The organism is Rothia santali, from assembly GCF_024199905.1.
Taxonomy (GTDB): domain Bacteria; phylum Actinomycetota; class Actinomycetes; order Actinomycetales; family Micrococcaceae; genus Rothia; species Rothia santali.
The window spans coordinates 19,644-41,097 of sequence record NZ_JANAFB010000026.1 but is presented as its reverse complement, the minus strand read 5'-3'; the positions used below and the strand labels follow the sequence as shown (position 1 = coordinate 41,097).

The window sequence follows — 21,454 nt, the reverse complement described above, 5'->3', positions numbered from 1 at the left end:
GTGAATAACCTCTTGGTTATCAGCATTCAAATGATCGTCGGTCTGCGGTTACCCCGTAACCGTGATCGACGTGTTTATTTATGTTGAGTCCAGGGTATTCATGCTTTTTGTTTTTCAACGGAGAGTTTGATCCTGGCTCAGGACGAACGCTGGCGGCGTGCTTAACACATGCAAGTCGAACGCTGAAGCTCCCAGCTTGCTGGGGGTGGATGAGTGGCGAACGGGTGAGTAATACGTGAGTGACCTTCCCTTGACTCTGGGATAAGCCCGGGAAACTGGGTCTAATACCGGATATTCACTTCCTCCTGCCTGGGAGGGGGTGGAAAGGGTTCTGTACTGGTCTTGGATGGGCTCACGGCCTATCAGCTGGTTGGTGAGGTAATGGCTCACCAAGGCGACGACGGGTAGCCGGCCTGAGAGGGTGACCGGCCACACTGGGACTGAGACACGGCCCAGACTCCTACGGGAGGCAGCAGTGGGGAATATTGCACAATGGGCGCAAGCCTGATGCAGCGACGCCGCGTGAGGGATGACGGCCTTCGGGTTGTAAACCTCTTTCAGCAGGGAAGAAGCGAAAGTGACGGTACCTGCAGAAGAAGCGCCGGCTAACTACGTGCCAGCAGCCGCGGTAATACGTAGGGCGCAAGCGTTGTCCGGAATTATTGGGCGTAAAGAGCTCGTAGGCGGCTTGTCGCGTCTGCTGTGAAAGCCCGGGGCTTAACCCCGGGTGTGCAGTGGGTACGGGCAGGCTAGAGTGCAGTAGGGGAGACTGGAATTCCTGGTGTAGCGGTGAAATGCGCAGATATCAGGAGGAACACCGATGGCGAAGGCAGGTCTCTGGGCTGTTACTGACGCTGAGGAGCGAAAGCATGGGGAGCGAACAGGATTAGATACCCTGGTAGTCCATGCCGTAAACGTTGGGCACTAGGTGTGGGGGACATTCCACGTTTTCCGCGCCGTAGCTAACGCATTAAGTGCCCCGCCTGGGGAGTACGGCCGCAAGGCTAAAACTCAAAGGAATTGACGGGGGCCCGCACAAGCGGCGGAGCATGCGGATTAATTCGATGCAACGCGAAGAACCTTACCAAGGCTTGACATACACCGGATCGCAGCAGAGATGTTGTTTCCCCTTTGGGGCTGGTGTACAGGTGGTGCATGGTTGTCGTCAGCTCGTGTCGTGAGATGTTGGGTTAAGTCCCGCAACGAGCGCAACCCTCGTTCTATGTTGCCAGCACGTGATGGTGGGGACTCATAGGAGACTGCCGGGGTCAACTCGGAGGAAGGTGGGGATGACGTCAAATCATCATGCCCCTTATGTCTTGGGCTTCACGCATGCTACAATGGCCGGTACAATGGGTTGCGATACTGTGAGGTGGAGCTAATCCCAAAAAGCCGGTCTCAGTTCGGATTGGGGTCTGCAACTCGACCCCATGAAGTCGGAGTCGCTAGTAATCGCAGATCAGCAACGCTGCGGTGAATACGTTCCCGGGCCTTGTACACACCGCCCGTCAAGTCACGAAAGTTGGTAACACCCGAAGCCGATGGCCTAACCCTTGTGGAGGGAGTCGTCGAAGGTGGGACTGGCGATTGGGACTAAGTCGTAACAAGGTAGCCGTACCGGAAGGTGCGGCTGGATCACCTCCTTTCTAAGGAGCACAACACTAGTTGGCCATTTTCGTGTACGAGTGTTGCACGGATGGTTTGCTCATGGGTGGAATACAAGCACTCAGGCCCTTCTCTGTGCCGCGAGGTAATCGTGGTGCGGGGGGTGCTGGGATGAACGAAGCATGCTGTTGGGTTTTGAGACAACAAACCCGCCGGTGCTTGCTCCCGTGTCAACGAGGGTGGGTGGTGGTGGGGGTTGTTTCATGAAGATACCCGTCCATCGGGGGTCCTGGCGCGGATTGTGCTGGGGTTCTCTGGTGGGGTGGGTTGTTGTTTGAGAACTATATAGTGGACGCGAGCATCTTTTGGTTCGCATCATGGGGGTGTCCTGATCGGCGGTTTTCGGATCGTGGGTGGGGGTGCCCGGTGTGGTGCGATTCTAATTTTTATTGTGATGTATCTTTGTATGCCAATTTGATTATTTGTGTGTGGCTAAGTTATTTAGGGCGCACGGTGGATGCCTTGGCACAAGAAGCCGATGAAGGACGTGTGAATCTGCGATAAGCCTCGGGGAGCCGATAACAGGGCCGTGATCCGAGGGTCTCCGAATGGGGAAACCCCGCTGCCTGGATGATAAGGGCAGTGACCCGCACCTGAATGTATAGGGTGTGTGGAGGGAACGAGGGGAAGTGAAACATCTCAGTACCCTCAGGAAGAGAAAATAACGAATGATTCTGTGAGTAGTGGCGAGCGAAAGCGGATGAGACTAAACCTTTGGTGTGTGATACCGGTAAGGGGTTGCATCAGGGGGGTTGTGGGATGTGTCTGACCGGTTCTTACTTGGCCGGTGGCGTTGATCGCGGGGGTAGGCGAAGCATCTGGGAAGGTGCACTGGAAAGGGTGAGAGTCCCGTAGCCGAAACTTCTGTTGGTCGCGTTTGGACGCTGTTCCCGAGTAGCACGGGGCCCGTGAAATCTCGTGTGAATCTGCCAGGACCACCTGGTAAGTCTAAATACTTTCTTGTGACCGATAGTGAATCAGTACCGTGAGGGAATGGTGAAAAGTACCCCGGGAGGGGAGTGAAATAGTACCTGAAACCGTGTGCCTACAAGCCGTCAGAGCATTGCCTTGTGTGGTGTGATGGCGTGCCTTTTGAAGAATGAGCCTGCGAGTTAGTGCTGTGTCGCGAGGTTAACCCGTGTGGGGTAGCCGTAGCGAAAGCGAGTCTGAATAGGGCGTTTACAGTGGCACGGTCTAGACCCGAAGCGGAGTGATCTACCCATGGCCAGGTTGAAGCGCGTGTAAGAGCGTGTGGAGGACCGAACCCACTTCAGTTGAAAATGGAGGGGATGAGCTGTGGGTAGGGGTGAAAGGCCAATCAAACTCTGTGATAGCTGGTTCTCCCCGAAATGCATTTAGGTGCAGCGTTGCGTGTTGCTTGCCTGAGGTAGAGCTACTGGTTGGCTGATGGGCCTTATCGGGTTACTGACGTCAGCCAAACTCCGAATGCGGGTAAGTGTAAGCGCAGCAGTGAGACAGTGGGGGATAAGCTTCATTGTCGAGAGGGAAACAGCCCAGACCATCAACTAAGGCCCCTAAGCGTGTGCTAAGTGGGAAAGGATGTGGAGTTGCTGAGACAACCAGGAGGTTGGCTTAGAAGCAGCCACCCTTGAAAGAGTGCGTAATAGCTCACTGGTCAAGTGATTCTGCGCCGATAATGTAGCGGGGCTCAAGTACACCGCCGAAGTTGTGGCAATAGCATGTATGTGTTATTGGGTAGGGGAGCGTCGTGTAGCCAGTGAAGTCGCCGGGTGACCGAGTGGTGGAGGCTACGCGAGTGAGAATGCAGGCATGAGTAGCGAATGATGCGTGAGAAACGTATCCGCCGAATGATCAAGGGTTCCAGGGTCAAGCTAATCTGCCCTGGGTTAGTCGGGGCCTAAGGCGAGGCCGACAGGCGTAGTCGATGGATAACGGGTTGATATTCCCGTACCGATTTCAAACCGCCCATACCAAGCTGGGGATACTAACCACTTCGGGCCGCCATTTTACCGGGTTCTCATCCTTCGGGGTGAGGGTCTTGGTGTGGTGGTTCCGCGTGGGACCTGATCCGGTGCGGTAAACGCATTAACAGGTGTGACACAGGAAGGTAGCCAAGCCACGCGGTGGTTGTCGTGGTCTAAGCGTGTAGGACGGGGAGTTGTTAAATGCGCTTCCCGCAACAGGTCTGAGACGTGATGGGACCCCCTTTTGTGGGGGGATTTGGTGATCCTATGCTGTCGAGAAAAGCATCGGCGTGAGGTTTGTGAATTGCCCGTACCCTAAACCGACACAGGTGATCAGGTAGAGAATACTAAGGCGATCGAGATAATCATGGTTAAGGAACTCGGCAAAATGCCCCCGTAACTTCGGGAGAAGGGGGGCCCTGAGCGTGAACTGCCCGTGCGGTGGGGAGCGTGTAGGGGTCGCAGAGACCAGGGGGAAGCGACTGTTTATCAAAAACACAGGTCCGTGCGAAGTCGCAAGACGATGTATACGGACTGACTCCTGCCCGGTGCTGGAAGGTTAAGAGGACCCGTTAGCTTTTTTGGCGAAGCGGAGAATTTAAGCCCCAGTAAACGGCGGTGGTAACTATAACCATCCTAAGGTAGCGAAATTCCTTGTCGGGTAAGTTCCGACCTGCACGAATGGAGTAACGACTTCCCTACTGTCTCAACCATGAACTCGGCGAAATTGCAGTACGAGTAAAGATGCTCGTTACGCGCAGCAGGACGGAAAGACCCCGTGACCTTTACTATAGTTTGGTATTGGTGTTCGGTGTGGCTTGTGTAGGATAGGTGGGAGACTGTGAAGCTATCACGCTAGTGGTGGTGGAGTCGTTGTTGAAATACCACTCTGGTCATATTGGATATCTAACTTCGGCCCATGATCTGGGTCAGGGACAGTGCCTGATGGGTAGTTTAACTGGGGCGGTTGCCTCCTAAAGAGTAACGGAGGCGCCCAAAGGTTCCCTCAGCCTGGTTGGCAATCAGGTGGCGAGTGTAAGTGCACAAGGGAGCTTGACTGTGAGACTGGCAGGTCGAGCAGGGACGAAAGTCGGGACTAGTGATCCGGCGGTACATTGTGGAATGGCCGTCGCTCAACGGATAAAAGGTACCTCGGGGATAACAGGCTGATCTTGCCCAAGAGTCCATATCGACGGCATGGTTTGGCACCTCGATGTCGGCTCGTCGCATCCTGGGGCTGGAGTTGGTCCCAAGGGTTGGGCTGTTCGCCCATTAAAGCGGTACGCGAGCTGGGTTCAGAACGTCGTGAGACAGTTCGGTCCCTATCCGCTGCGTGCGTTGGAAATTTGTGGAGACCTGTCCTTAGTACGAGAGGACCGGGACGGACGAACCTCTGGTATGTCAGTTGTACCGCCAGGTGCATGGCTGATTGGCTACGTTCGGCAGAGATAACCGCTGAAAGCATCTAAGCGGGAAGCTTGCTTCGAGATGAGATTTCCTGACCCTCTTTGTGGGGGTGTGAGGCTCCCTGTAGATGACGGGGTTGATAGGCCAGGTATGGAAGCGTCGACTAACGAGGCGTGAAGTTGACTGGTACTAATAGGCCGAAGACTTATCACACCATTTTTTTCAGGTTGGTGGGTATGTCATGGTTGGTGTTCGCGTTCACTGTATGGTTTTGGGATAACAACCCTGAGTGGGGGTGTTGATCTTCATAGGTTTTTCGGTGGTTTTGGCCAGAGGGGTACACCCGGTCCCTTTCCGAACCCGGTCGTTAAGGCTCTGTGCGCCGATGGTACTGCACCCGGAAGGTGTGTGGGAGAGTAGGACACCGCCGAAAATATTTTTGGTCTTCCGGTCGAATCGCCCAAGTGGCGATTCCCAGAGGATCGTGTATAATAGAATAAGTCTAAAACGACGAGTTTTGCCAGCATCTCCATGCTGAGCTCAAGGTTTTCGGTGATTATAGCCAGAGGGGTACACCCGGTCCCATTCCGAACCCGGTAGTTAAGGCTCTGAGCGCCGATGGTACTGCACCCGGAAGGTGTGTGGGAGAGTAGGTCGTTGCCGAAATATTCTTCATGAGGGGCGGATCCGCAAGGATCCGCCCCTTTTTTATGCCCGGATGCGTGCTGCGCGGCCTGGCTTCGAGCGGCCGGGCCTATGCTGGGGTTCTGATGACTTCTTCCGATATCCATAGCATCCGGCGTGCCCACTGGGCCGATCTGTCTCCCCGCACCGCGTACGCGCTGATCCGCCTGCGTCTGGAGGTGTACGTCGTCGAGCAGGGGATCACGGAGCAAGAGCTCGACGGACGGGAGCTCGAGTCCGGCAGCGAGCTCTTCTGGGTGGAGGCCGAGGGCCTTCCCGTCTCCACGATCCGCGTCCTCGAGGAAGCGCCGGGACTGCGCTCCATCGGGAGGGTCGCGACCGGCGTCGAGCACCGGGGGCAGGGGCTCGCCGGTGCCCTGCTGCGGGAGGCCATTGCAGCCTACGGCTCGCAGGATATCGCTCTTCACGCGCAGGCGTACCTCGAGGAGTGGTACGGCCGGTTCGGGTTCATCCGGAGCGGTGCCCCGGACATGGAGGCGGGGATTCCGCACGTGCCGATGCTGCGCCCCGGCGTCGGCGTCTGAGGTCTGAAGCTTGCGAACGAGAATCTGAAGGCTTGAGGCCCGAGGGCTCGAGGGTCTGAATCAGTCTCCGGCAGGGAACTCCGCTGGCCGAACGCCGCGCGGTGAAACGTTTCGGCATCGGCGCCGGGTCACCCGGGCCGTCCGGAGGCGTGGTGTAAGTTCGAGAAGTACTGTCGTTCCTCCGTCCGTGCCGTGATGACTAGGGGTGCCGCGAATGGTCTTCGCCTTTGTGCTGTGCGTGCTGTGCCTCGTCGTTCCCGGGGCGCTGATCGCATCGGCCGCGAGGATGCGGGCCTTCGACGTCGTGGCGGTGGCGCCGGCGCTCTCCGTCGCGTGCGTGGGGCTCAGCGCGATGTTGGGCGGCGTCGTCGGCGTCCCCTGGGGCTGGTGGCTCCCGCTGGGCCTGGGCGCGCTGATCGCCCTGATCCTCGTCTTCGTTCCCCTCGGCCGCTCCCGGCGGCGGGGGCAGCACGTGCGACGCGGTGGCGACTGGGTGGCCTGGGGCGGGCTCGTGTTCGGCGCGGCGCTCGGCGCGATCCAGATGGTCGCGGCCATCGGGAACATGTCGAGCTTCTCCAACACCTTCGACAACACGTTCCACCTCAACGCCGTCCGCTTCATCATCGACAACGGCAACGCCTCGCCCCTCTTCGTGGGGAGCATGAACGCCGGGGACGGGCCGAGCTTCTACTACCCCTCCGCCTGGCACGCGATCGCCGCGGTGCTGGTGCAGGTCACCGGCGTCTCGGTCCCGGTGGCGACCAACGTCCTCTCGATCGTCGTCGTCTGCATGGTCTGGCCGCTCAGCCTCATCCTCCTGGCCCGGGCGCTGAGCTCCAACCGCTTCTCGTGGCTGTTCGCCGGGGTGCTCTCGAGCGCATTCGCCGTCTTCCCGCTCCTGCTGCTGCGCCACGGGGTCCTGTACCCGAACATCCTCGGCATCGCGATCCTGCCGGCGGCGCTCGGGCTGATCGTGTGGGCGCTGCGCGGCACTCCGCTGACCGGGGCCACCCGCTCGCAGGGAATGGTCCTGGGGGCGCTGGCGGCCGGCGGCACCGCGCTCGGCCACCCCAACGCCGTCCTCTCCCTGATCGTTCTGGCGGCGCCCGCCGTGCTGGCGCGGGTCATCTGGCTCGTCGCGCGGCTGATCCGGTGGAAGCGGCAGCCGCATCCGGCGGGGGCGGCCACGCCCGCGACGCGGACCGGGACGGTGGCCGAGGCGGTCATCTTCCTCGTGCTGCTCGGGGCCATCCCGTTCCTGTGGGGCGCCATGCGCTTCGACACCGTGGAGCCGTACCGGCTCATCCAGGTCCCGGTCGGCGAGGCGATCCTGCGAACCCTGGGCATGGCCCCCCTCCGGTACACCATCTCCACCTTCAGCGTCATCGCGATCGTCGCAAGCATGCTCGTGCTCCTGATCCGCCGCAAGCACCTGTGGCTGATCCTGTCCTACGCGGTCCTGGCCTTCCTCTACGTCGCCGGCGTCTCCATGCCCTGGGAGGCGCGCGACGCCATCACGGGCCTCTGGTACAACGACATGTACCGGATCACGGCGCTCTTCCCGGTCATCGGGATCCCTCTCATCGCGACGGCGGCGGGGGAGCTGTGCAGCCTGCTCTCCCGATCGCTGGCGCGCAGGGCGAGCCGGGACGCGCCCTCGGACGTCGAGGCCCGGGACATCCGGCGGCTGACGCGCCGGGTGGTCAGCCCCGCCGCCGCCTGCGTCGTCGTCGTGGGCCTGCTGGTGCCCGCCTTCGCCGCGACGAGCATGAGGGAGGGGGAGCGCGACGCGGCCTGGGCCTTCAACACCTACGACGACTCGCAGATCGTCACCCCCGACGAGCTCGCCGTGATGCAGCACGTGACCGACGTCGTTCCGGAGGGGGACACCGTCATGGTCAATCCCTGGACCGGGGCGGCAATGACCTACGGGCTCACCGGCCGGAAGACGAGCTCGTACCACCTGCTCGAGACGCAGACCGCTCCGATGGCGTACCTGGCCAAGAACCTCGACTTCGCCTACGAGGACCCGCTGGTCTGCCAGTACGTCCGGGAGAACGACGCCTACTACGTCCTCGACTTCGGCGTGACGGAGGCGCTCGGCGAGTCCCACCGGGACGAGTACGGCGGCCTCCTCGGCCTGGAGGAGTCGGGAGTGGCCCAGACGGTCTACAGCGCCGGCGACGCGAAGCTGCTCCGGATCGTGGCCTGCCCGCAGTGAGGCGCGGCCGGGAGGCGCCCCTTCGGGAGGCGCGCCTTCCGGGGATATGCCGTCGGTCAGCGCGGCTGCGAGGGGAGGGCCTTCGGGCGGCACCCCTTCGACAGGTACGCCTGCCGGGCACGCGCCTGCGCGAGGCATCCCCGGTTGGGAGGCCGCGTCAGCCGTCCTGGCGAGTCAGCGGCGCGGCGATGTCCTCCAGGGACTTCCGCTCCGCACGCACCCCCAGGAAGATCGCGACGATGCCCGCCGCCATCATCAGCAGCGCCCCGATCGTGAAGGCCAGCGCCGTGTCGAAGGGGTTCCCGGTCTCGACCATCGCCGCGAACAGCAGCGGACCGCTGATGCCGCCGGCCGCCGTGCCGATGGCGTAGAAGAAGGCAATCGCCAGCGCCCGGGTCTCCATGGGGAAGACCTCCGAGACCGTCAGGTAGGCGGAGCTGGCCCCCGCCGAGGCGAAGAACAGCGCGACGCACCAGCAGGCGGTCAGGGTCGCGGCGGTGAGCGCGCCCGCGTTGAACAGCCACGCCGTGGCCAGCAGGATCGCCCCGGAGAGCAGGTAGGTCCCGGAGATCATGGGCCGCCGCCCCCAGGTGTCGAAGAACCGGGAGAGCACCAGCGGCCCCACGAAGTTCCCCACCGCGATCACCGCGTAGTAGTACCCGGTGCTGCCGGACGGGACGCCGAAGAAGGTCGCGAGGATCGTCGCGTAGCCGAACGTGATCGCGTTGTAGAGGAACGCCTGGCCGATGAACAGGGAGAACCCCAGCACCGCCCGCTTGGGGTAGGAGCGGAACATGGTCCCGGCGATCTCGCCGAAGCCGATGGAGTGCCGCTGCCGGATCGTGATCTCGCCCTTCGCGGGGGCGAGCTCCCCGCCCGTCTCCCGCTGCACGGTCTCCTCGATTCCGCGCACGATCCGCTCGGCCTCCTCCTCCCGGCCGTGGATGAACAGCCACCGGGGGCTCTCCGGCACGGAGCGGCGCACGAGGAGGATCACCAGGCCGAGGACCAGTCCGAGACCGAAGGTCAGGCGCCACCCGACGTCCACCGGGAACAGGGCCGTGTTCAGGGCGGGGATCGAGAGCAGCGAACCGCCCACCGCGCCCAGCCAGAACGTCCCGTTGATGATGATGTCGATGCGCCCGCGGTGCTGGGTGGGGATGAGCTCGTCGACGGCGGAGTTGATCGCCGCGTACTCGCCGCCGATGCCCGCGCCGGTCAGGAACCGGAAGACGAAGAACATCCAGGCCTCCGTCGCCAGCCCCGTGCACGCGGTGGCCGCCAGGTAGACGGCCAGCGTGATCATGAACAGCTTCTTCCGCCCCAGCCGGTCGGTCAGGTAGCCGAAGAACAGCGCCCCGACGCACGCGCCCAGCACGTACAGCGCGGCGCCCGTGCCGGAGGCCTGGGCATCGGTGATCGCGATGCCGCTGCCCGGCTCGGCGAGCCGGGTGGTCACGTTGCCGACGACGGTGACCTCGAGGCCGTCGAGGATCCACACGGTCCCCAGGCCGATGAGGATGCGCAGGTGCCATCGCGACCAGGGCAGCCGGTCCAGGCGGGCCGGGATGTCGGTGGTGATGGTCTTCAGCTCGGTGCGCGGCATCGCGACTCCTGGCAGCTCTCGACTCGATCTTCCCGAAAGAACATCCGTGTGACGAGGCTAACCCCGGCGGGGCGCCCCCACAAGACCCGGCGTCCGGGGCGGGTAGGCGGCGTCCGGCGCGCCGCCGTGGGCCGGCCGCCGTGGGCCGTTCGGCGTGGTTCGGCCACCGTGGGCCGGGCACCGTGGGCCGGTCGCCGTGGGTCAGTCGGCGTGCCGGTCCGCGACCTCCAGCGCGGCGTCGAGGATCTCCAGCCCGCGGCGGGCGACCTCCTCCGAGATGTTCAGCGGCGGGGCCACGTGGATGCGGTTGTAGTTGGCGAAGGGCAGGACGCCGCCCGCCTTGACCGCGCCCACGACCTCGCCCATCGCCGAGGAGGAGCCGCCGTAGGGGGCCAGCGGCTCCCTGGTCTCCCGGTTCTTCACCAGCTCGACCGCCCAGAAGCAGCCCAGGCCGCGCGTCTCGCCCACCGAGCGGTGCCGCTCGGCGATCTCGGCCAGGCCGGGGCCGAAGACGTTCTCGCCCAGCCACGCGGCGTGCTCGACCATCCCCTCGTCTCGCATCGCGCCGATCGTGGCCACCGCGGTGGCGCAGGCCAGCGGATGCCCCGAGTAGGTCAGGCCGCCGGGATAGGGGCGCTCGCGGAACGTCTCGTAGATCGCCTCGGAGATCGCGACGCCGCCCAGCGGCACGTACCCCGAGGTGACGCCCTTGGCGAAGGTCATGAGATCCGGCTCCACGTCCCAGTGGTCCACGGAGAACCACCGCCCCGAGCGGCCGAACCCGGCCATGACCTCGTCGGCGATGTAGACGATCCCGTACTTTCGCGTCAGCGCGCGCACGCCCGCCATGTACCCGGGCGGGGGCACGTAGATCCCCGCCGTCCCCGGGATCGACTCGAGGATCAGCGCGGCCAGGGTGTCCGGCCCCTCGAGCAGGATGGTGTCCTCGAGGTGCCGCAGGGCGCGCTCGGTCTCCTCCCCCGGGGAGGAGGAGTGGAAGTAGGAGCGGTAGGGGTAGGCGGGCATGAACCGGGCCACCCCGGCGTCGCCGACGTCGTTGGCGAAGCGCCGCGGGTCCCCGGTGACGTTGACGGCGAGCTCGGTGCCGCCGTGGTAGCTGCGGTAGGCCGAGAGGACCTTGCGCCGGCCGGTGTGGAGGCGGGCCATGCGGATCGCGTGCTCGACGGCGTCGGCACCCGCGTTGGTGAAGAAGACGTGGTTCAGGTCCCCGGGCGCGAGCTCCGCGATCAGCCGGGCCGCCTCCGAGCGCGCGGGGTTCACGTGGGCGGGCGCGATGGTGCACAGCGTCCGGGCCTGCTCCTGGATGGCCTCCACGACCCGGGGGTGCTGGTGCCCGATGTTGGTGTTGACCATCTGCGAGGAGAAGTCGATCAGCCGCCGCCCCTCCCCGTCCCAGACGTGCGAGCCCTCCGCGCGGGTGACGACCATGGGGTCGAACGAGCCCTGGGCGACCCACGAGTGGAAGACGTGCTCGCGGTCCAGCGCGTAGGCCCGGCGGCCCTCCTCCAGGAGTTCCGGACTGACCTCGGTCTCGGTGCCGGTCGTGCTCATCGTGGATGCGTCCCTTCGGTCGTGTGAAGCTCACCCGCGCGTCTCCGACCCGCTCGGGCCGGCGCGTGCCACCCAGCCTACTCCGGAGCCGGAGGGGGTGATCGTCGTGGGGCTCTGCCTGTGGATGGCCGTCCGCGGGCCCGTTGTGAGCGGGCGTTCGGGAACGGGCACTACAATTGGCACGGTTTGATCCCGAGACCCCCGACGATCGGAGTCCCTGTCGACATGGAATGGCTGACCCTCGCGCTCCCGCTGGCGTTGTGCCTTCTGCTGGTGGTGGTCCCCGGGCTGCTGGTGACGCTCTCGGTCAGGCTGCGCGGCTTCGACGCCGTCGCGCTGGCCCCCTCGATCTCCATCGCGCTCACGGCCGTCTCCGCGATCGTCGCGCCCCTGCTGGGGATCTCCTGGTCGTGGTGGGTGCCGCTCGCGGCCGGCCTGGGGACGGCGATCCTCGCCGGGCTCGTCGCGTGGGGTCTGCGCCGCGTCGGCCTGGGCGACTTCCCCGCCGCGCGGTCGACCCCGCCGGGGCGCCCCGTGGCGGCCGAGTCCGCGTCACACCCGGGATCCGCCGCAGGGCCCGGCGCCGCGTCGCACCCGGGATCCGCCGCGGCCCCCGGCGCCGCGCGCAACGCAGCCCCCGCGACCGCGCACGGCCCGCTGCCTTCCCGCTGGCTCTCCCGCGAGCAGGGTGCCTACTGGATCGCCCTGGCGCTCGCGGCGGTGCTGACGCTGCGCCAGCTGACCAACGGGATCGGCGCGCCCGGCTGGTTCTCCCAGACCTTCGACAACAACTTCCACCTCAACGCCGTGCGCTACATCGCCGAGACCGGCAACGGCTCGTCGCTGACCGTCAACGCCATGACCTCGGGCGGCGGGGAGACCTCGTTCTACCCGGCCGCCTGGCACGACGTCGTCGCGCTGGTCTTCACGGCCACCGGCTCCGGGTCGGTCCCGGAGGCCACCAACGCGATGATCCTCGCGGTGGGGGCCGTGGTGTGGCCGTTCAGCATGCTCTTCCTGCTGCGCTCGATGCTGCGCCTGAACCTCCCGGCCATCCTGGTCTCGGCGGCCGTGCTGACCGGCTTCAGCGCCTTCCCGCTGCTGCTCATCTTCTTCGGGGTCCTGTACCCCAACTTCCTGGGGCTGGCGCTCCTCCCGGCGGCGCTCGGCGTCGTGCTCAACCTCTTCCGCGTGGGCGGGGCGCGGCGGTTGAGCACGGTCCAGGCCGTGCTGGTCGGCGTCCCGGCGGCGCTCGGGGTCGCGCTCGCACATCCGAACGCCCTCATGTCCTTGCTGGTCATGGCGGTGCCGATCGTCGTCGTGCGCGCCCTGGCGCAGATCTGGGGGGTGATCCGCGGCCGGGTCGCGCTGTGGGCCGGGGCGCTGCAGGTGGTCGTCTGCGCGGCCCTGCTGTGGACGCTGTGGATCCTGTGGGGGATCGTCCGCCCCGATGAGGGCGCGGCGACCTGGGAGCCCACGGCGACCGACAGCCAGGCCTTCGGCGAGGCCCTGCTGAACAGCCCGCTGAGCCTCACGACCGCCCAGTGGTCGGTCTCCGTCCTGGCCCTCGTGGGCGTCGCGGCGGTGCTCGCGACGCGCAGGAACCTGTGGGCGCTGCTGACCTACGGCGTCGTGGTCTACTTCTACATCGCGGTGCGCTACCTCAGCTGGGACCAGGACCGGATGTGGGTGACCGGCGTCTGGTACAACGACCCCTACCGCCTGGCCGCGCTGGTGCCGCTGGCCGCGATCCCGCTGGCCGTGGTCGGGGTGCACTGGGTGACCCAGGCCATCCTCGACTCGCCGTGGGTCCGCGGGGGCTTCGGCCGGAGCGCCCAGGGCACCGCGCGCACGGGCGGGGCCGTCGTCGCGCTCGCCGTGGTGGCCCTCGTGGCCGCCGTGGGAGCGACCCAGTTCTCCCGCCCCCTGAGCACCATGATGGACAACGCCTACTGGACCTACTACCCCGGTCAGGACGCGCCGCTGGTCGACGCGGACGAGCTGGACGTCATCGAGAACCTCGACGCCTACGTCCCGGAGGACGCGACCGTCGTCGTCAACCCCTGGACCGGCGGGTCGCTCGCGTACGCGCTGGCGGACCGTGAGGTCACCGCCCACCACACCCTGTACACCAAGACCGCGGACGACGACGTCCTGGACGGCTACCTGAACCAGGCGGCCACCGACCCGCGCGTCTGCGAGGTGGTGGACGAGCTGGACGCCCGCTACGTCCTCGACTTCGGCGACCAGGAGATCAACGGCGGCTACCACCTGGGCGCCTACCAAGGGCTTCAGAACCTGGAGGAGGACGGCGTCGCCGAGGAGGTCTACTCCTCGGGGGACGCCAAGCTTCTCGAAGTCACGGCGTGCGGTGACCGGCAGGCTCAAACGGTAGGCTAGGACCACTATGGCTAACTCGACCGACGCGCATCCGGCGCAGAGCTGCCTCATCATCATGCCGGCCTGGAATGAGGAGGAGGTCATCGGATCCACGATCCGTGAGCTCCACTCCACCATGCCCGGCTACGATCTGCTCGTGGTCGACGACGGCTCCACCGACGAGACGGCCCGCGTGGCCCGGGCGGTCGGCGCCAACGTGCTGCAGCTGCCCTACAACATGGGCGTCGGCGGCGCCATGCGCGCCGGCTACAAGTACGCCGCCCGGCTCGACTACGACCGGACCATCCAGGTCGACGCCGACGGGCAGCACGACCCCCGGGACATCGAGCGCGTCCTCCAGGGCCTCGCGCACGCCGACATCTCCATCGGCGCCCGCTTCGCCGAGCGCGGCTCCTACAAGGCCAGCGGCCCGCGCAAGTGGGCCATGAACCTGCTGGCCTTCATGTTCTCCCGGGTCGCCAAGACCCGCCTGACCGACGTCACCAGCGGCTTCCGGGCGGGCAACCGCCGGGCGATCGCGCAGTACTGCCGGTACTTCCCGGCCGAGTACCTGGGTGACACCATCGACTCGCTGGCCATGGCCCTGCGCGCCGGCCTCACGGTCACCCAGGTGCCGGTGGAGATGCGCGAGCGCCAGGCCGGCACCCCGTCCAACAACCCCGCCAAGGCGGCCGTCTACCTGGTGCGATCGATTTTCTCGTTCCTCCTCTCGATGACCCGCCGCCGGGTGACCCTCAACGAGGAGCCGGGAGGCCGAGCGTGAACGTCTCCACCATCTTCTTCCTGATCATCGGGCTGGTCATCCTCTTCGCGGTGATCCGGCTGGTCCGCAACCTCAAGCTTCGCGAGAAGTACGCTGCCCTGTGGCTGCTCACCGGCGTTGTCATCGTCATCCTGATGCTGTTCCCGCGCATGCTGGACTGGCTCGCGCGGGTGGTCGGCGTTGCGACGCCGGTCAACCTGCTCTTCCTCATCGCGATCCTCCTGCTGCTGGGCGTGTGCCTGCACCTCTCCCTGGAGATCTCGCGGCTGGAGGGGGAGACGCGGGTGCTCGCCGAGGAGGCCGCCATCCAGCGCTCGCTGCTGGACCGGCAGCTCGAGCGGATCAGCCACGACCGCAACCCCACCTCCTCCCTGCCGCGGATCACCCTCGGCGAGGACGGGGAGGGCGAGGCCCCGGCGGACGACGACGCCGCGGCGCCGGGCTCCCAGCGCCCGGCCGGCCCCGGCGGTGCCCCGCAGTCCGGCCGGCCTGCCCGCTCCGCGGATCGTCCGGCTCAGCGCCCCACCGACCCCACCGATCCCGAGACCGACCCCGGCGACCGCCCCGAGCGCCACGACCCGACGGAGACACCATGACCGTTGACATCCTCTTCCCCTACTACGGCGACGTCGCCCTGATGAAGCAGGCCGTGCGCTCCGTGCTGACCCAGTCCGACCCGGACTGGCGCCTGATCGTCGTCGACGACGGCTACCCCGACGACTCGATCCCCGGCTGGTTCGCCTCCCTCGGGGACGAGCGCGTGACCTACATGCGCAACGAGAAGAACCTCGGCGCCAACGGCAACTACCGCAAGTGCCTGACCTTCGTGGAGAACGACCTCGTGGTGGTCATGGGCGCCGACGACGTCATGATGCCCAACTACGTCGAGTGGTTCGCGAACGCGGCCGAGGAGCACCCCGAGGCCAGCATCTTCCAGCCCGGCGTCTTCGTCATCGACGAGAACAACGCGCCCTCCAACACGCTGGTCGAGAAGACCAAGGCCTTCTACCGCCCCAACGGCACCACCGTGCTCAAGGGCGAGGACCTGGCCGTGTCGATCCTGCGCGGCGACTGGCTGTACTTCCCGTCGCTGGGCTGGCGCGCGGAGACCATCGTGGGCCTGGGCTTCCGCGAGGGGCTCGACGTCGTGCAGGACATGTGCCTGGTGATGGACGTGGCCATGACCGGCGGCGCCCTGTTCTACGACGAGACCGCGGCGTTCCTGTACCGCCGCCACAAGGCCTCGGACTCCTCGTGGCGCGCGCTCGACGGCACCCGCTTCGACGAGGAGCGCCGCTTCTTCGAGATGATGGCCGAGGAGATGGGCGCCAAGGGCTGGCAGAGGGCCGCCGCGGTGGCCAAGCGCCACCTCTCCTCGCGCCTGCACGCCGCGACCCTGCTGCCCAAGGCCGCCAAGATCAAGAACTGGGGCGGGGTCAAGAACCTGGCCTCCCACCTGGTCAAGTAGGCGCGGGGTGACCGGGACGGGGAGCGAGGAGCCCGTGCTCGCCGGGGAGGCCGAGCTGCCCCCCGAGCGGCGCGGGATCACCCGGCGGGAGTCGCTGGGGATCCTGATCTCGTCGGTGGTGGCGGCCGCATCGGCCCTGGGCGCCACCGTGCTCATCGCGAAGGCCCTCACGAACGAGGAGGCCACGCAGTTCCTGAGCGTCTTCTGGGCCGCCCTCTTCGGGATCTACGGCATCGTGGCCGGGATCCAGCAGGAGACGACGCGGGCGGTGGGTGCCGCGGCACTGGCTCCCGCCGGGACCATCGCCGCCGGTGGGCGTCCCGTCGGTGCCCGGGTCGCAGGCGTCGCAGCGATCTTCGGCCTAGTGGCGGCGGTCCTCGTCGCCCTCACCTCTCTCCTATGGGCCCCCCAGCTCCTGCCCACCGGGACCTCGTGGGCCGTGACGGTGCTCTGCATCGGCGTGGGACTCTACGCGATGCACTCGGCCATGAGCGGTGCGGCGGCGGGTCTCAGCCGCTGGTACCTCTTCGCCGGCCTGGGCGGTGGCGAGGCGGCCTGGCGGATCGTCGCGATGGCGGCCGTCGCGATCTCCGCAGCCTCCCTGGGCAGCTTCGAGGCCGCCGCGGTCTCCCCGGTGATCGTCTGGATCCTGTTCGCGATCTTCTCCCGCCGGGGCCGGGAAGCCTTCGACGCCCGGGCCGACGTCGGCGGGGGGCGTCTCGCGAGGAACTACCTCTTCGCGATGGGCTCCTCCACCGGATCGGCGGTGCTGATGACGGGCTTTCCCCTCGTTATGGCCGCTACGCATGGCCTGAACGACGAGATCCTGGGTGCCCTCACCCTCGCCATCGGCGTGACCCGCTCCCCGATCATGATCCCCTTGCAGGCGTTCCAGGGCGTGGCGATCGCGGCCTTCCTCAGGCAGCGTCACCGGCCCCTCGCCGCGATGTCCAAGCCCGCTGCGGCCCTGCTCGGCGTGGGGCTGCTGGGCGCTCTTCTCGCCTGGGCCATCGGCCCCTGGCTCTACGACCTGATCTACCGCGACTTCAGCGGCATGATGAGCGGCCCCGTCCTGGGCCTGCTCACCTTCGGTTCCGCGGTCATGGCCCTGCTGGTGCTCTCGGGGACGGCCACGCTGGCCCTGAACGCCCATCGGGTCTACACCGCGGGCTGGGTCATCGCCGCGCTGACCGCCATCGGGCTGCTGTTCCTGCCGATGGACCTGATCCCCCGGGCGCTGGTGGCGCTCTACGTGGGCCCCGCCGTGGGATTCGCCGTCCATCTCGCCGGGATGGTGGCGGTCATGAGGCACCGGGCCTAGCGCGCCCGCGTCACACGCGTTCGGCATGTGAACGAGTGTTCGTCGTGTGTTCGGGATCACTCGTAGGGTGGGGGAGATCGGCCCGGGCCCTGCGCCCGCGCCGCCACACCGTGGATCCCGACGGCGGGAGCTCGCCGACCGTTCGGGGCCTGACGCATCCCCGGACCGCCCCCGAACGAAGGCCTGACCCATGAGCGATTCCCCCGCGCCCGCCGAGGCGCCCCTTCCCCAGAAGTCGCCGCGCCGCGCCGCGCTCGCGAGCTGGATCGGCTCCGCGCTGGAGTACTACGACTTCGCCGTCTACGGCACCGCCGCCGCGATCGTGCTCAACCGCATCTTCTTCCCCGAGGACGACGCCGCGGCCGGCATCCTCAAGTCGATGGGCGTCGTCGGCGTCGCCTACGTCGTCCGGCCCTTCGGCGCCCTGATCCTGGGCCCGCTCAGCGACCGGTTCGGGCGGAAGTTCGTGCTGATGCTGACGCTGTTCCTCATCGGCGGCGCGACCTTCGCGATCGGCTGCCTGCCCACCTACGAGCAGGTCGGGGTGCTCGCGCCCGTGCTGATGGTGCTCTGCCGGGTCGTCCAGGGCATCTCCGCCTCGGGGGAGCAGGCCTCCGCGATCTCGATGTCGCTCGAGCACTCGCACGACCGGCGTCGCGGGCTCACTACCAGCTGGACGCTGCAGGGCACCCAGTTCGGCTCGCTGCTGGCCACGGCCGTGTTCATCCCGTTCGCGGCGCTGCCCGAGGAGCAGCTGCTCAGCTGGGGCTGGCGGGTGCCGTTCTGGCTCTCCGCCGTCGTCGTGGTGGCCGCGTACGTCATCCGGCGCAAGCTGCAGGAGCCGCCGGCCTTCGAGAAGCAGGGCCGCCAGGAGTCGGTGCTGGACCGCAGCACCCCGCTGGGCATCTCCTTCCGCTACCACAAGGCCGCGATCCTGCGGGTGGCCGCCTGCGCCCTGGTGAACACGGTCAACGTGGCGTTCACCGTCTGGGCGATCTCCTACGCGACCAACGGCGTCGGGATCGAGCGGTCCACGATGCTGTGGGTCCCGGTGGTCTCCAACACCGTCGGGCTGCTGGTGATCCCGCTGGCGGCCGTGCTCTCCGACCGGGTGGGGCGCAAGCCGGTGTTCATGGCCGGCGCGGTCCTCTCCGGGGCCACGATGTTCCCGTTCCTCTGGGCCGTGACCGAGCAGAACACCCTGCTGCTCTTCGTGTTCGGGGCGCTCATGCACGGCGGCTTCTACTCGCTGGCCAACGCGACCTGGCCCTCGTTCTACGCCGAGATGTTCCCGACGCCGGTCCGCAGCACCGGGCTCGCGCTGGGCACCCAGGTCGGCTTCGCGATCTCCGGCGGGTTCGTCCCGGTCGTCGCGGCCGCGCTGAACGGGCCCGAGATGGGCAACTGGGTCGCGCCCGCGATCTTCGTGCTGCTGATCGGGCTGGGGGTCGCCGCCGTCGCCTCGACCGCCAAGGAGACCGCGCCGCGCTCGCTGGAGTCCATCGACGACCTCCACATGAGCCGCACCGAGGCCCTCGAGGTGATCCGCCTCGAGGGCCGCGGGGAAGGGCGCGCGGACGGGGGCGCGACGACGACGGTGCGGGTCCCGGAGGACCGCTAGGGGCGCCCCCGGGGCGGCGGGCGAGGAGGACGCCGGCCGCCCCGCCCGGCCGCCGAGCCCCGGGCCATCACCCGCTCGGCGGCGTCAGCCGAGCTCCGCGCGCCGCGTGTACTGGCTGGCCATGCGCACCGGGGCGTTGGGGGCGCCGTAGCCGGAGTAGTCCCCGATCCGCTGCACCACCTCGAAGAACACGCTCCCGACCGTCTGGGTGTAGAAGTGCAGGAACTCCCCGCCGTCCTCCCGGTCGTAGAGCAGGTCCAGCTCCGCCAGACGGGTGACGAAGCCCTCCTCGAGGTCGAAGCGGGCGCGCAGGTCGTCGTAGTAGTTGCCGGGGACGCTCAGGAGGCGCAGGCCCGAGGCGCGCGCCCGCTCGGCCAGCCGCACGACGTCGTCGCACGCGAAGGCCACGTGCTCCACCTCCGGCTCCGTCCGCAGGTCCGGCGAGACGTTCAGCGGCAGCCGGACCGTGCGCTCGCGGTTGTGGACCACCTGCGAGCTGACCAGCCCCGTGGGGCCGGGCACGTCCTGCGAGGGCTGGACCCGCAGCCCCAGCGCCGCCCGGAAGAACAGGACCGACTCGGGGTAGTGGTGCCGCGGCTGGGCGAGGTTCACGTGGTCGACGCCGGTGATGAGGGCCTCGGGGGCGGAGGGCCGGCCCGCAGCGGAGCCGCGCGGGGGAGCGGTCGGCGAATGCCCGGCGGCGAGCCCGTCCCGTGCGGTGCCCGGTGCCTCGTCCGCGACCGGGGTGCCGAGGGCGCCAGGCGTCGAGAACTCCTCGACCCAGCGCGTCCCACCGTCGGACGCGGGCGGGCAGAAGAAGACCTCGGTCCCGTCGGGGGCGAGGTAGGCCGCGAACTCCTGCTCGCCGCGGCCGGTCAGGCGCGGCACGGCGGGCACGCGCAGGGTGTCCGCGCGGGCGGCGGCCGCGGCGGCGTCGGGGATCTCGAAGCCCAGGGAGGCGACGCTGGGGGTGTCCTCGGCGCGGGGTTCCTCGTTGACCACCACGCGGGCGCCGCCCTGCTCCCACAGCTGCACCGGCTTGCTCGCATGCCGTCCGCGGCATACGAAGCCCAGGTGGCCCAGGAGCGCCTCGACCTGTTCGGTCCGCTGCCCCCGGACCTCGGCCCAGGTGATCGAGCTCGGCTCGTCGGCCTCGGGGAGGCGGGTCAGCTCGCCGAGGCGGGCCGCGGCGCGGCTCACGACGTCGTCCCGCTCGCCCGGCGTCGCGGCCTCGCTCGCCCCGGTGGCGCCGCCTGGCGCCTTGCTCGTTCCGGTGGTGCCACCCGCGGCCTCGTCGGCCCCGCCGCTGCCGCCCGCGGCCTCGATCTCCCGGGCGGTGCGGTCCTGGAGCCACCGCAGCGAGCGCAGCGCGTCCACGGCCGTGCGGAACACGCTGGTCTGGCGGAAGGAGTCGTTGAAGATCTCCAGCGAGAGCGGGCCCGCGTAGCCCCCGGCCAGGAGCCGGACCATGAATCCCTCGAGGTCGAAACCGCCCTCGCCGGGGAAGACCCGGAAGTGCCGCGACCAGGACAGCACGTCCAGCGACATCAGCGGGGCGTCGGCGAGCTGGACGAAGAAGACCTTCTCGCCGGGGATCCGGGCGACGGCGTCGACGGGCCAGCCGCGGGAGAGGATGTGGAAGGTGTCGAGGCAGACGCCCAGGTTGGGGCGGTCGGTGGCCTCCACCAGGCGCCACGAGTGCTCGAAGTCGTCCACGAAGCGGCCCCAGGCCAGCGCCTCATAGGCCAGTCGGATCCCGTACCCGGCGGCGAGGTCGGCGAGGCGGCCGAGCTGGTCCGTCATGACGGCGTCGTCGCCCACGGTGGCCGTGCCCGCGTTGGAGCACACGAGCATCAGGTCCATCCCCAGCCGGTTCATCAGCGCGAACTTGGCCTCGGCCCGGCGCAGTGCGGCCCGGAACTCCTCCTCCGTGGTGCCCTCGACGTCGCGGAAGGGCTGGTAGAGGTCCAGCGAAAGGCCCAGCTCGGCGGCGTAGTCCCGGATCTGCTCGGGGGACTCGGGGGCGACCACGAGGTCCTGCTCGAAGATCTCGACGCCGTCGAAGCCGGCCGCGGCGGCGGCGCGCAGCTTCTGGCGCAGGGTCCCGGAGAGGCAGACGGTGGCGATCGAGGTTCTCATGGGGTCCTTTCGGCGGGACTGCGGGTGGGTCGAGGGTGCGGTGACGCGAGGGGGCGTTGAGAGGGGCGGGCGGTCGCGAGGGGGCGGCGTCGAGAA

General features: G+C 67.2%; 11 protein-coding genes and 4 rRNA genes. 12 read left to right on the top strand and 3 right to left on the bottom strand.

The annotated features are described in order from the left end of the window. Positions 1 to 114: 114 nt before the first annotated feature. From NBM05_RS10725 to NBM05_RS10700, 6 genes are all read left to right on the top strand, one after another. Positions 115 to 1,646 (top strand): 16S ribosomal RNA (locus NBM05_RS10725). Between the two features lie 449 nt (positions 1,647 to 2,095). Next, positions 2,096 to 5,231, top strand: a 23S ribosomal RNA gene (locus tag NBM05_RS10720). Between the two features lie 102 nt (positions 5,232 to 5,333). Beyond that, a 5S ribosomal RNA gene (rrf, locus tag NBM05_RS10715) occupies positions 5,334 to 5,451 on the top strand. 115 nt (positions 5,452 to 5,566) lie between these two features. Next, positions 5,567 to 5,684: ribosomal RNA gene (rrf, locus tag NBM05_RS10710) — 5S ribosomal RNA — on the top strand. The 16S, 23S and 5S rRNA genes sit together here, the layout of an rRNA operon. Positions 5,685 to 5,788: 104 nt before the next feature. Then, entirely contained in the window at positions 5,789 to 6,247 is a 459-nt protein-coding gene (locus tag NBM05_RS10705) for a GNAT family N-acetyltransferase (protein ID WP_254167165.1), read from the top strand. 214 nt (positions 6,248 to 6,461) lie between these two features. After that, positions 6,462 to 8,468 (top strand): DUF6541 family protein, encoded by a 2,007-nt coding sequence (locus tag NBM05_RS10700; RefSeq protein WP_254167163.1) that lies wholly within the window; start codon positions 6,462 to 6,464, stop codon positions 8,466 to 8,468. Positions 8,469 to 8,625: 157 nt separating this feature from the next. On the opposite strand, the gene NBM05_RS10695 is transcribed toward NBM05_RS10700, so the two are convergent. Together NBM05_RS10695 and NBM05_RS10690 are read right to left on the bottom strand one after the other, a co-directional pair. Continuing rightward, the gene (locus NBM05_RS10695) at positions 8,626 to 10,074 is read right to left on the bottom strand and encodes an MFS transporter (RefSeq protein ID WP_254167161.1); all 1,449 of its coding nucleotides are present in this window, start codon (positions 10,072 to 10,074) and stop codon (positions 8,626 to 8,628) included. A gap of 201 nt (positions 10,075 to 10,275) precedes the next feature. Next, positions 10,276 to 11,646: an aspartate aminotransferase family protein gene (locus NBM05_RS10690; RefSeq protein ID WP_254167160.1), complete on the bottom strand. Its 1,371-nt coding sequence runs from the start codon at positions 11,644 to 11,646 to the stop codon at positions 10,276 to 10,278. Between the two features lie 225 nt (positions 11,647 to 11,871). Between NBM05_RS10690 and NBM05_RS10685 the strand changes: the two genes are divergently transcribed. The 6 genes from NBM05_RS10685 (at position 11,872) to NBM05_RS10660 (ending at position 19,219) form a co-directional block, all read left to right on the top strand. Next, the gene (locus NBM05_RS10685; RefSeq protein ID WP_254167158.1) at positions 11,872 to 14,046 is read left to right on the top strand and encodes a DUF6541 family protein; all 2,175 of its coding nucleotides are present in this window, start codon (positions 11,872 to 11,874) and stop codon (positions 14,044 to 14,046) included. Positions 14,047 to 14,053: 7 nt separating this feature from the next. Beyond that, positions 14,054 to 14,809: a glycosyltransferase family 2 protein gene (locus tag NBM05_RS10680; RefSeq protein ID WP_254167156.1), complete on the top strand. Its 756-nt coding sequence runs from the start codon at positions 14,054 to 14,056 to the stop codon at positions 14,807 to 14,809. Continuing rightward, on the top strand, positions 14,806 to 15,405 hold the full coding sequence (locus tag NBM05_RS10675; RefSeq protein WP_254167154.1) for a DUF2304 domain-containing protein: 600 nt from the start codon (positions 14,806 to 14,808) through the stop codon (positions 15,403 to 15,405). Before NBM05_RS10680 ends, NBM05_RS10675 begins: the two co-directional genes overlap by 4 nt. After that, the gene (locus NBM05_RS10670) at positions 15,402 to 16,277 is read left to right on the top strand and encodes a glycosyltransferase family 2 protein (protein WP_254167152.1); all 876 of its coding nucleotides are present in this window, start codon (positions 15,402 to 15,404) and stop codon (positions 16,275 to 16,277) included. The genes NBM05_RS10675 and NBM05_RS10670 overlap by 4 nt, the downstream gene beginning before the upstream one ends. Positions 16,278 to 16,284: 7 nt before the next feature. Continuing rightward, positions 16,285 to 17,598 (top strand): hypothetical protein, encoded by a 1,314-nt coding sequence (locus NBM05_RS10665; protein WP_254167151.1) that lies wholly within the window; start codon positions 16,285 to 16,287, stop codon positions 17,596 to 17,598. Positions 17,599 to 17,788: 190 nt separating this feature from the next. After that, positions 17,789 to 19,219 carry an MFS transporter gene (locus NBM05_RS10660; protein ID WP_254167149.1) on the top strand — a complete coding sequence of 477 codons (1,431 nt, stop codon included), beginning with the start codon at positions 17,789 to 17,791 and terminating at the stop codon, positions 19,217 to 19,219. Between the two features lie 84 nt (positions 19,220 to 19,303). Here the strand turns inward: NBM05_RS10660 and NBM05_RS10655 are convergent, their stop codons facing one another. Then, positions 19,304 to 21,358, bottom strand: a complete 2,055-nt coding sequence (locus NBM05_RS10655; protein WP_254167147.1) for a sugar phosphate isomerase/epimerase and 4-hydroxyphenylpyruvate domain-containing protein — start codon at positions 21,356 to 21,358, stop codon at positions 19,304 to 19,306. Between the last annotated feature and the right edge of the window lie 96 nt (positions 21,359 to 21,454).

Excerpts from the sequence above, each read along its gene's own strand:
- NBM05_RS10705 (WP_254167165.1), top strand. The coding sequence starts at position 5,789 with ATGACTTCTTCCGATATCCATAGCATCCGGCGTGCCCACTGGGCCGAT.
- NBM05_RS10685 (WP_254167158.1), top strand. The coding sequence starts at position 11,872 with ATGGAATGGCTGACCCTCGCGCTCCCGCTGGCGTTGTGCCTTCTGCTG.
- NBM05_RS10660 (WP_254167149.1), top strand. The coding sequence starts at position 17,789 with ATGAGCGATTCCCCCGCGCCCGCCGAGGCGCCCCTTCCCCAGAAGTCG.
- NBM05_RS10680 (WP_254167156.1), top strand. The coding sequence starts at position 14,054 with ATGGCTAACTCGACCGACGCGCATCCGGCGCAGAGCTGCCTCATCATC.
- NBM05_RS10700 (WP_254167163.1), top strand. The coding sequence starts at position 6,462 with ATGGTCTTCGCCTTTGTGCTGTGCGTGCTGTGCCTCGTCGTTCCCGGG.
- NBM05_RS10655 (WP_254167147.1), bottom strand. The coding sequence starts at position 21,358 with ATGAGAACCTCGATCGCCACCGTCTGCCTCTCCGGGACCCTGCGCCAG.
- NBM05_RS10670 (WP_254167152.1), top strand. The coding sequence starts at position 15,402 with ATGACCGTTGACATCCTCTTCCCCTACTACGGCGACGTCGCCCTGATG.
- NBM05_RS10695 (WP_254167161.1), bottom strand. The coding sequence starts at position 10,074 with ATGCCGCGCACCGAGCTGAAGACCATCACCACCGACATCCCGGCCCGC.
- NBM05_RS10690 (WP_254167160.1), bottom strand. The coding sequence starts at position 11,646 with ATGAGCACGACCGGCACCGAGACCGAGGTCAGTCCGGAACTCCTGGAG.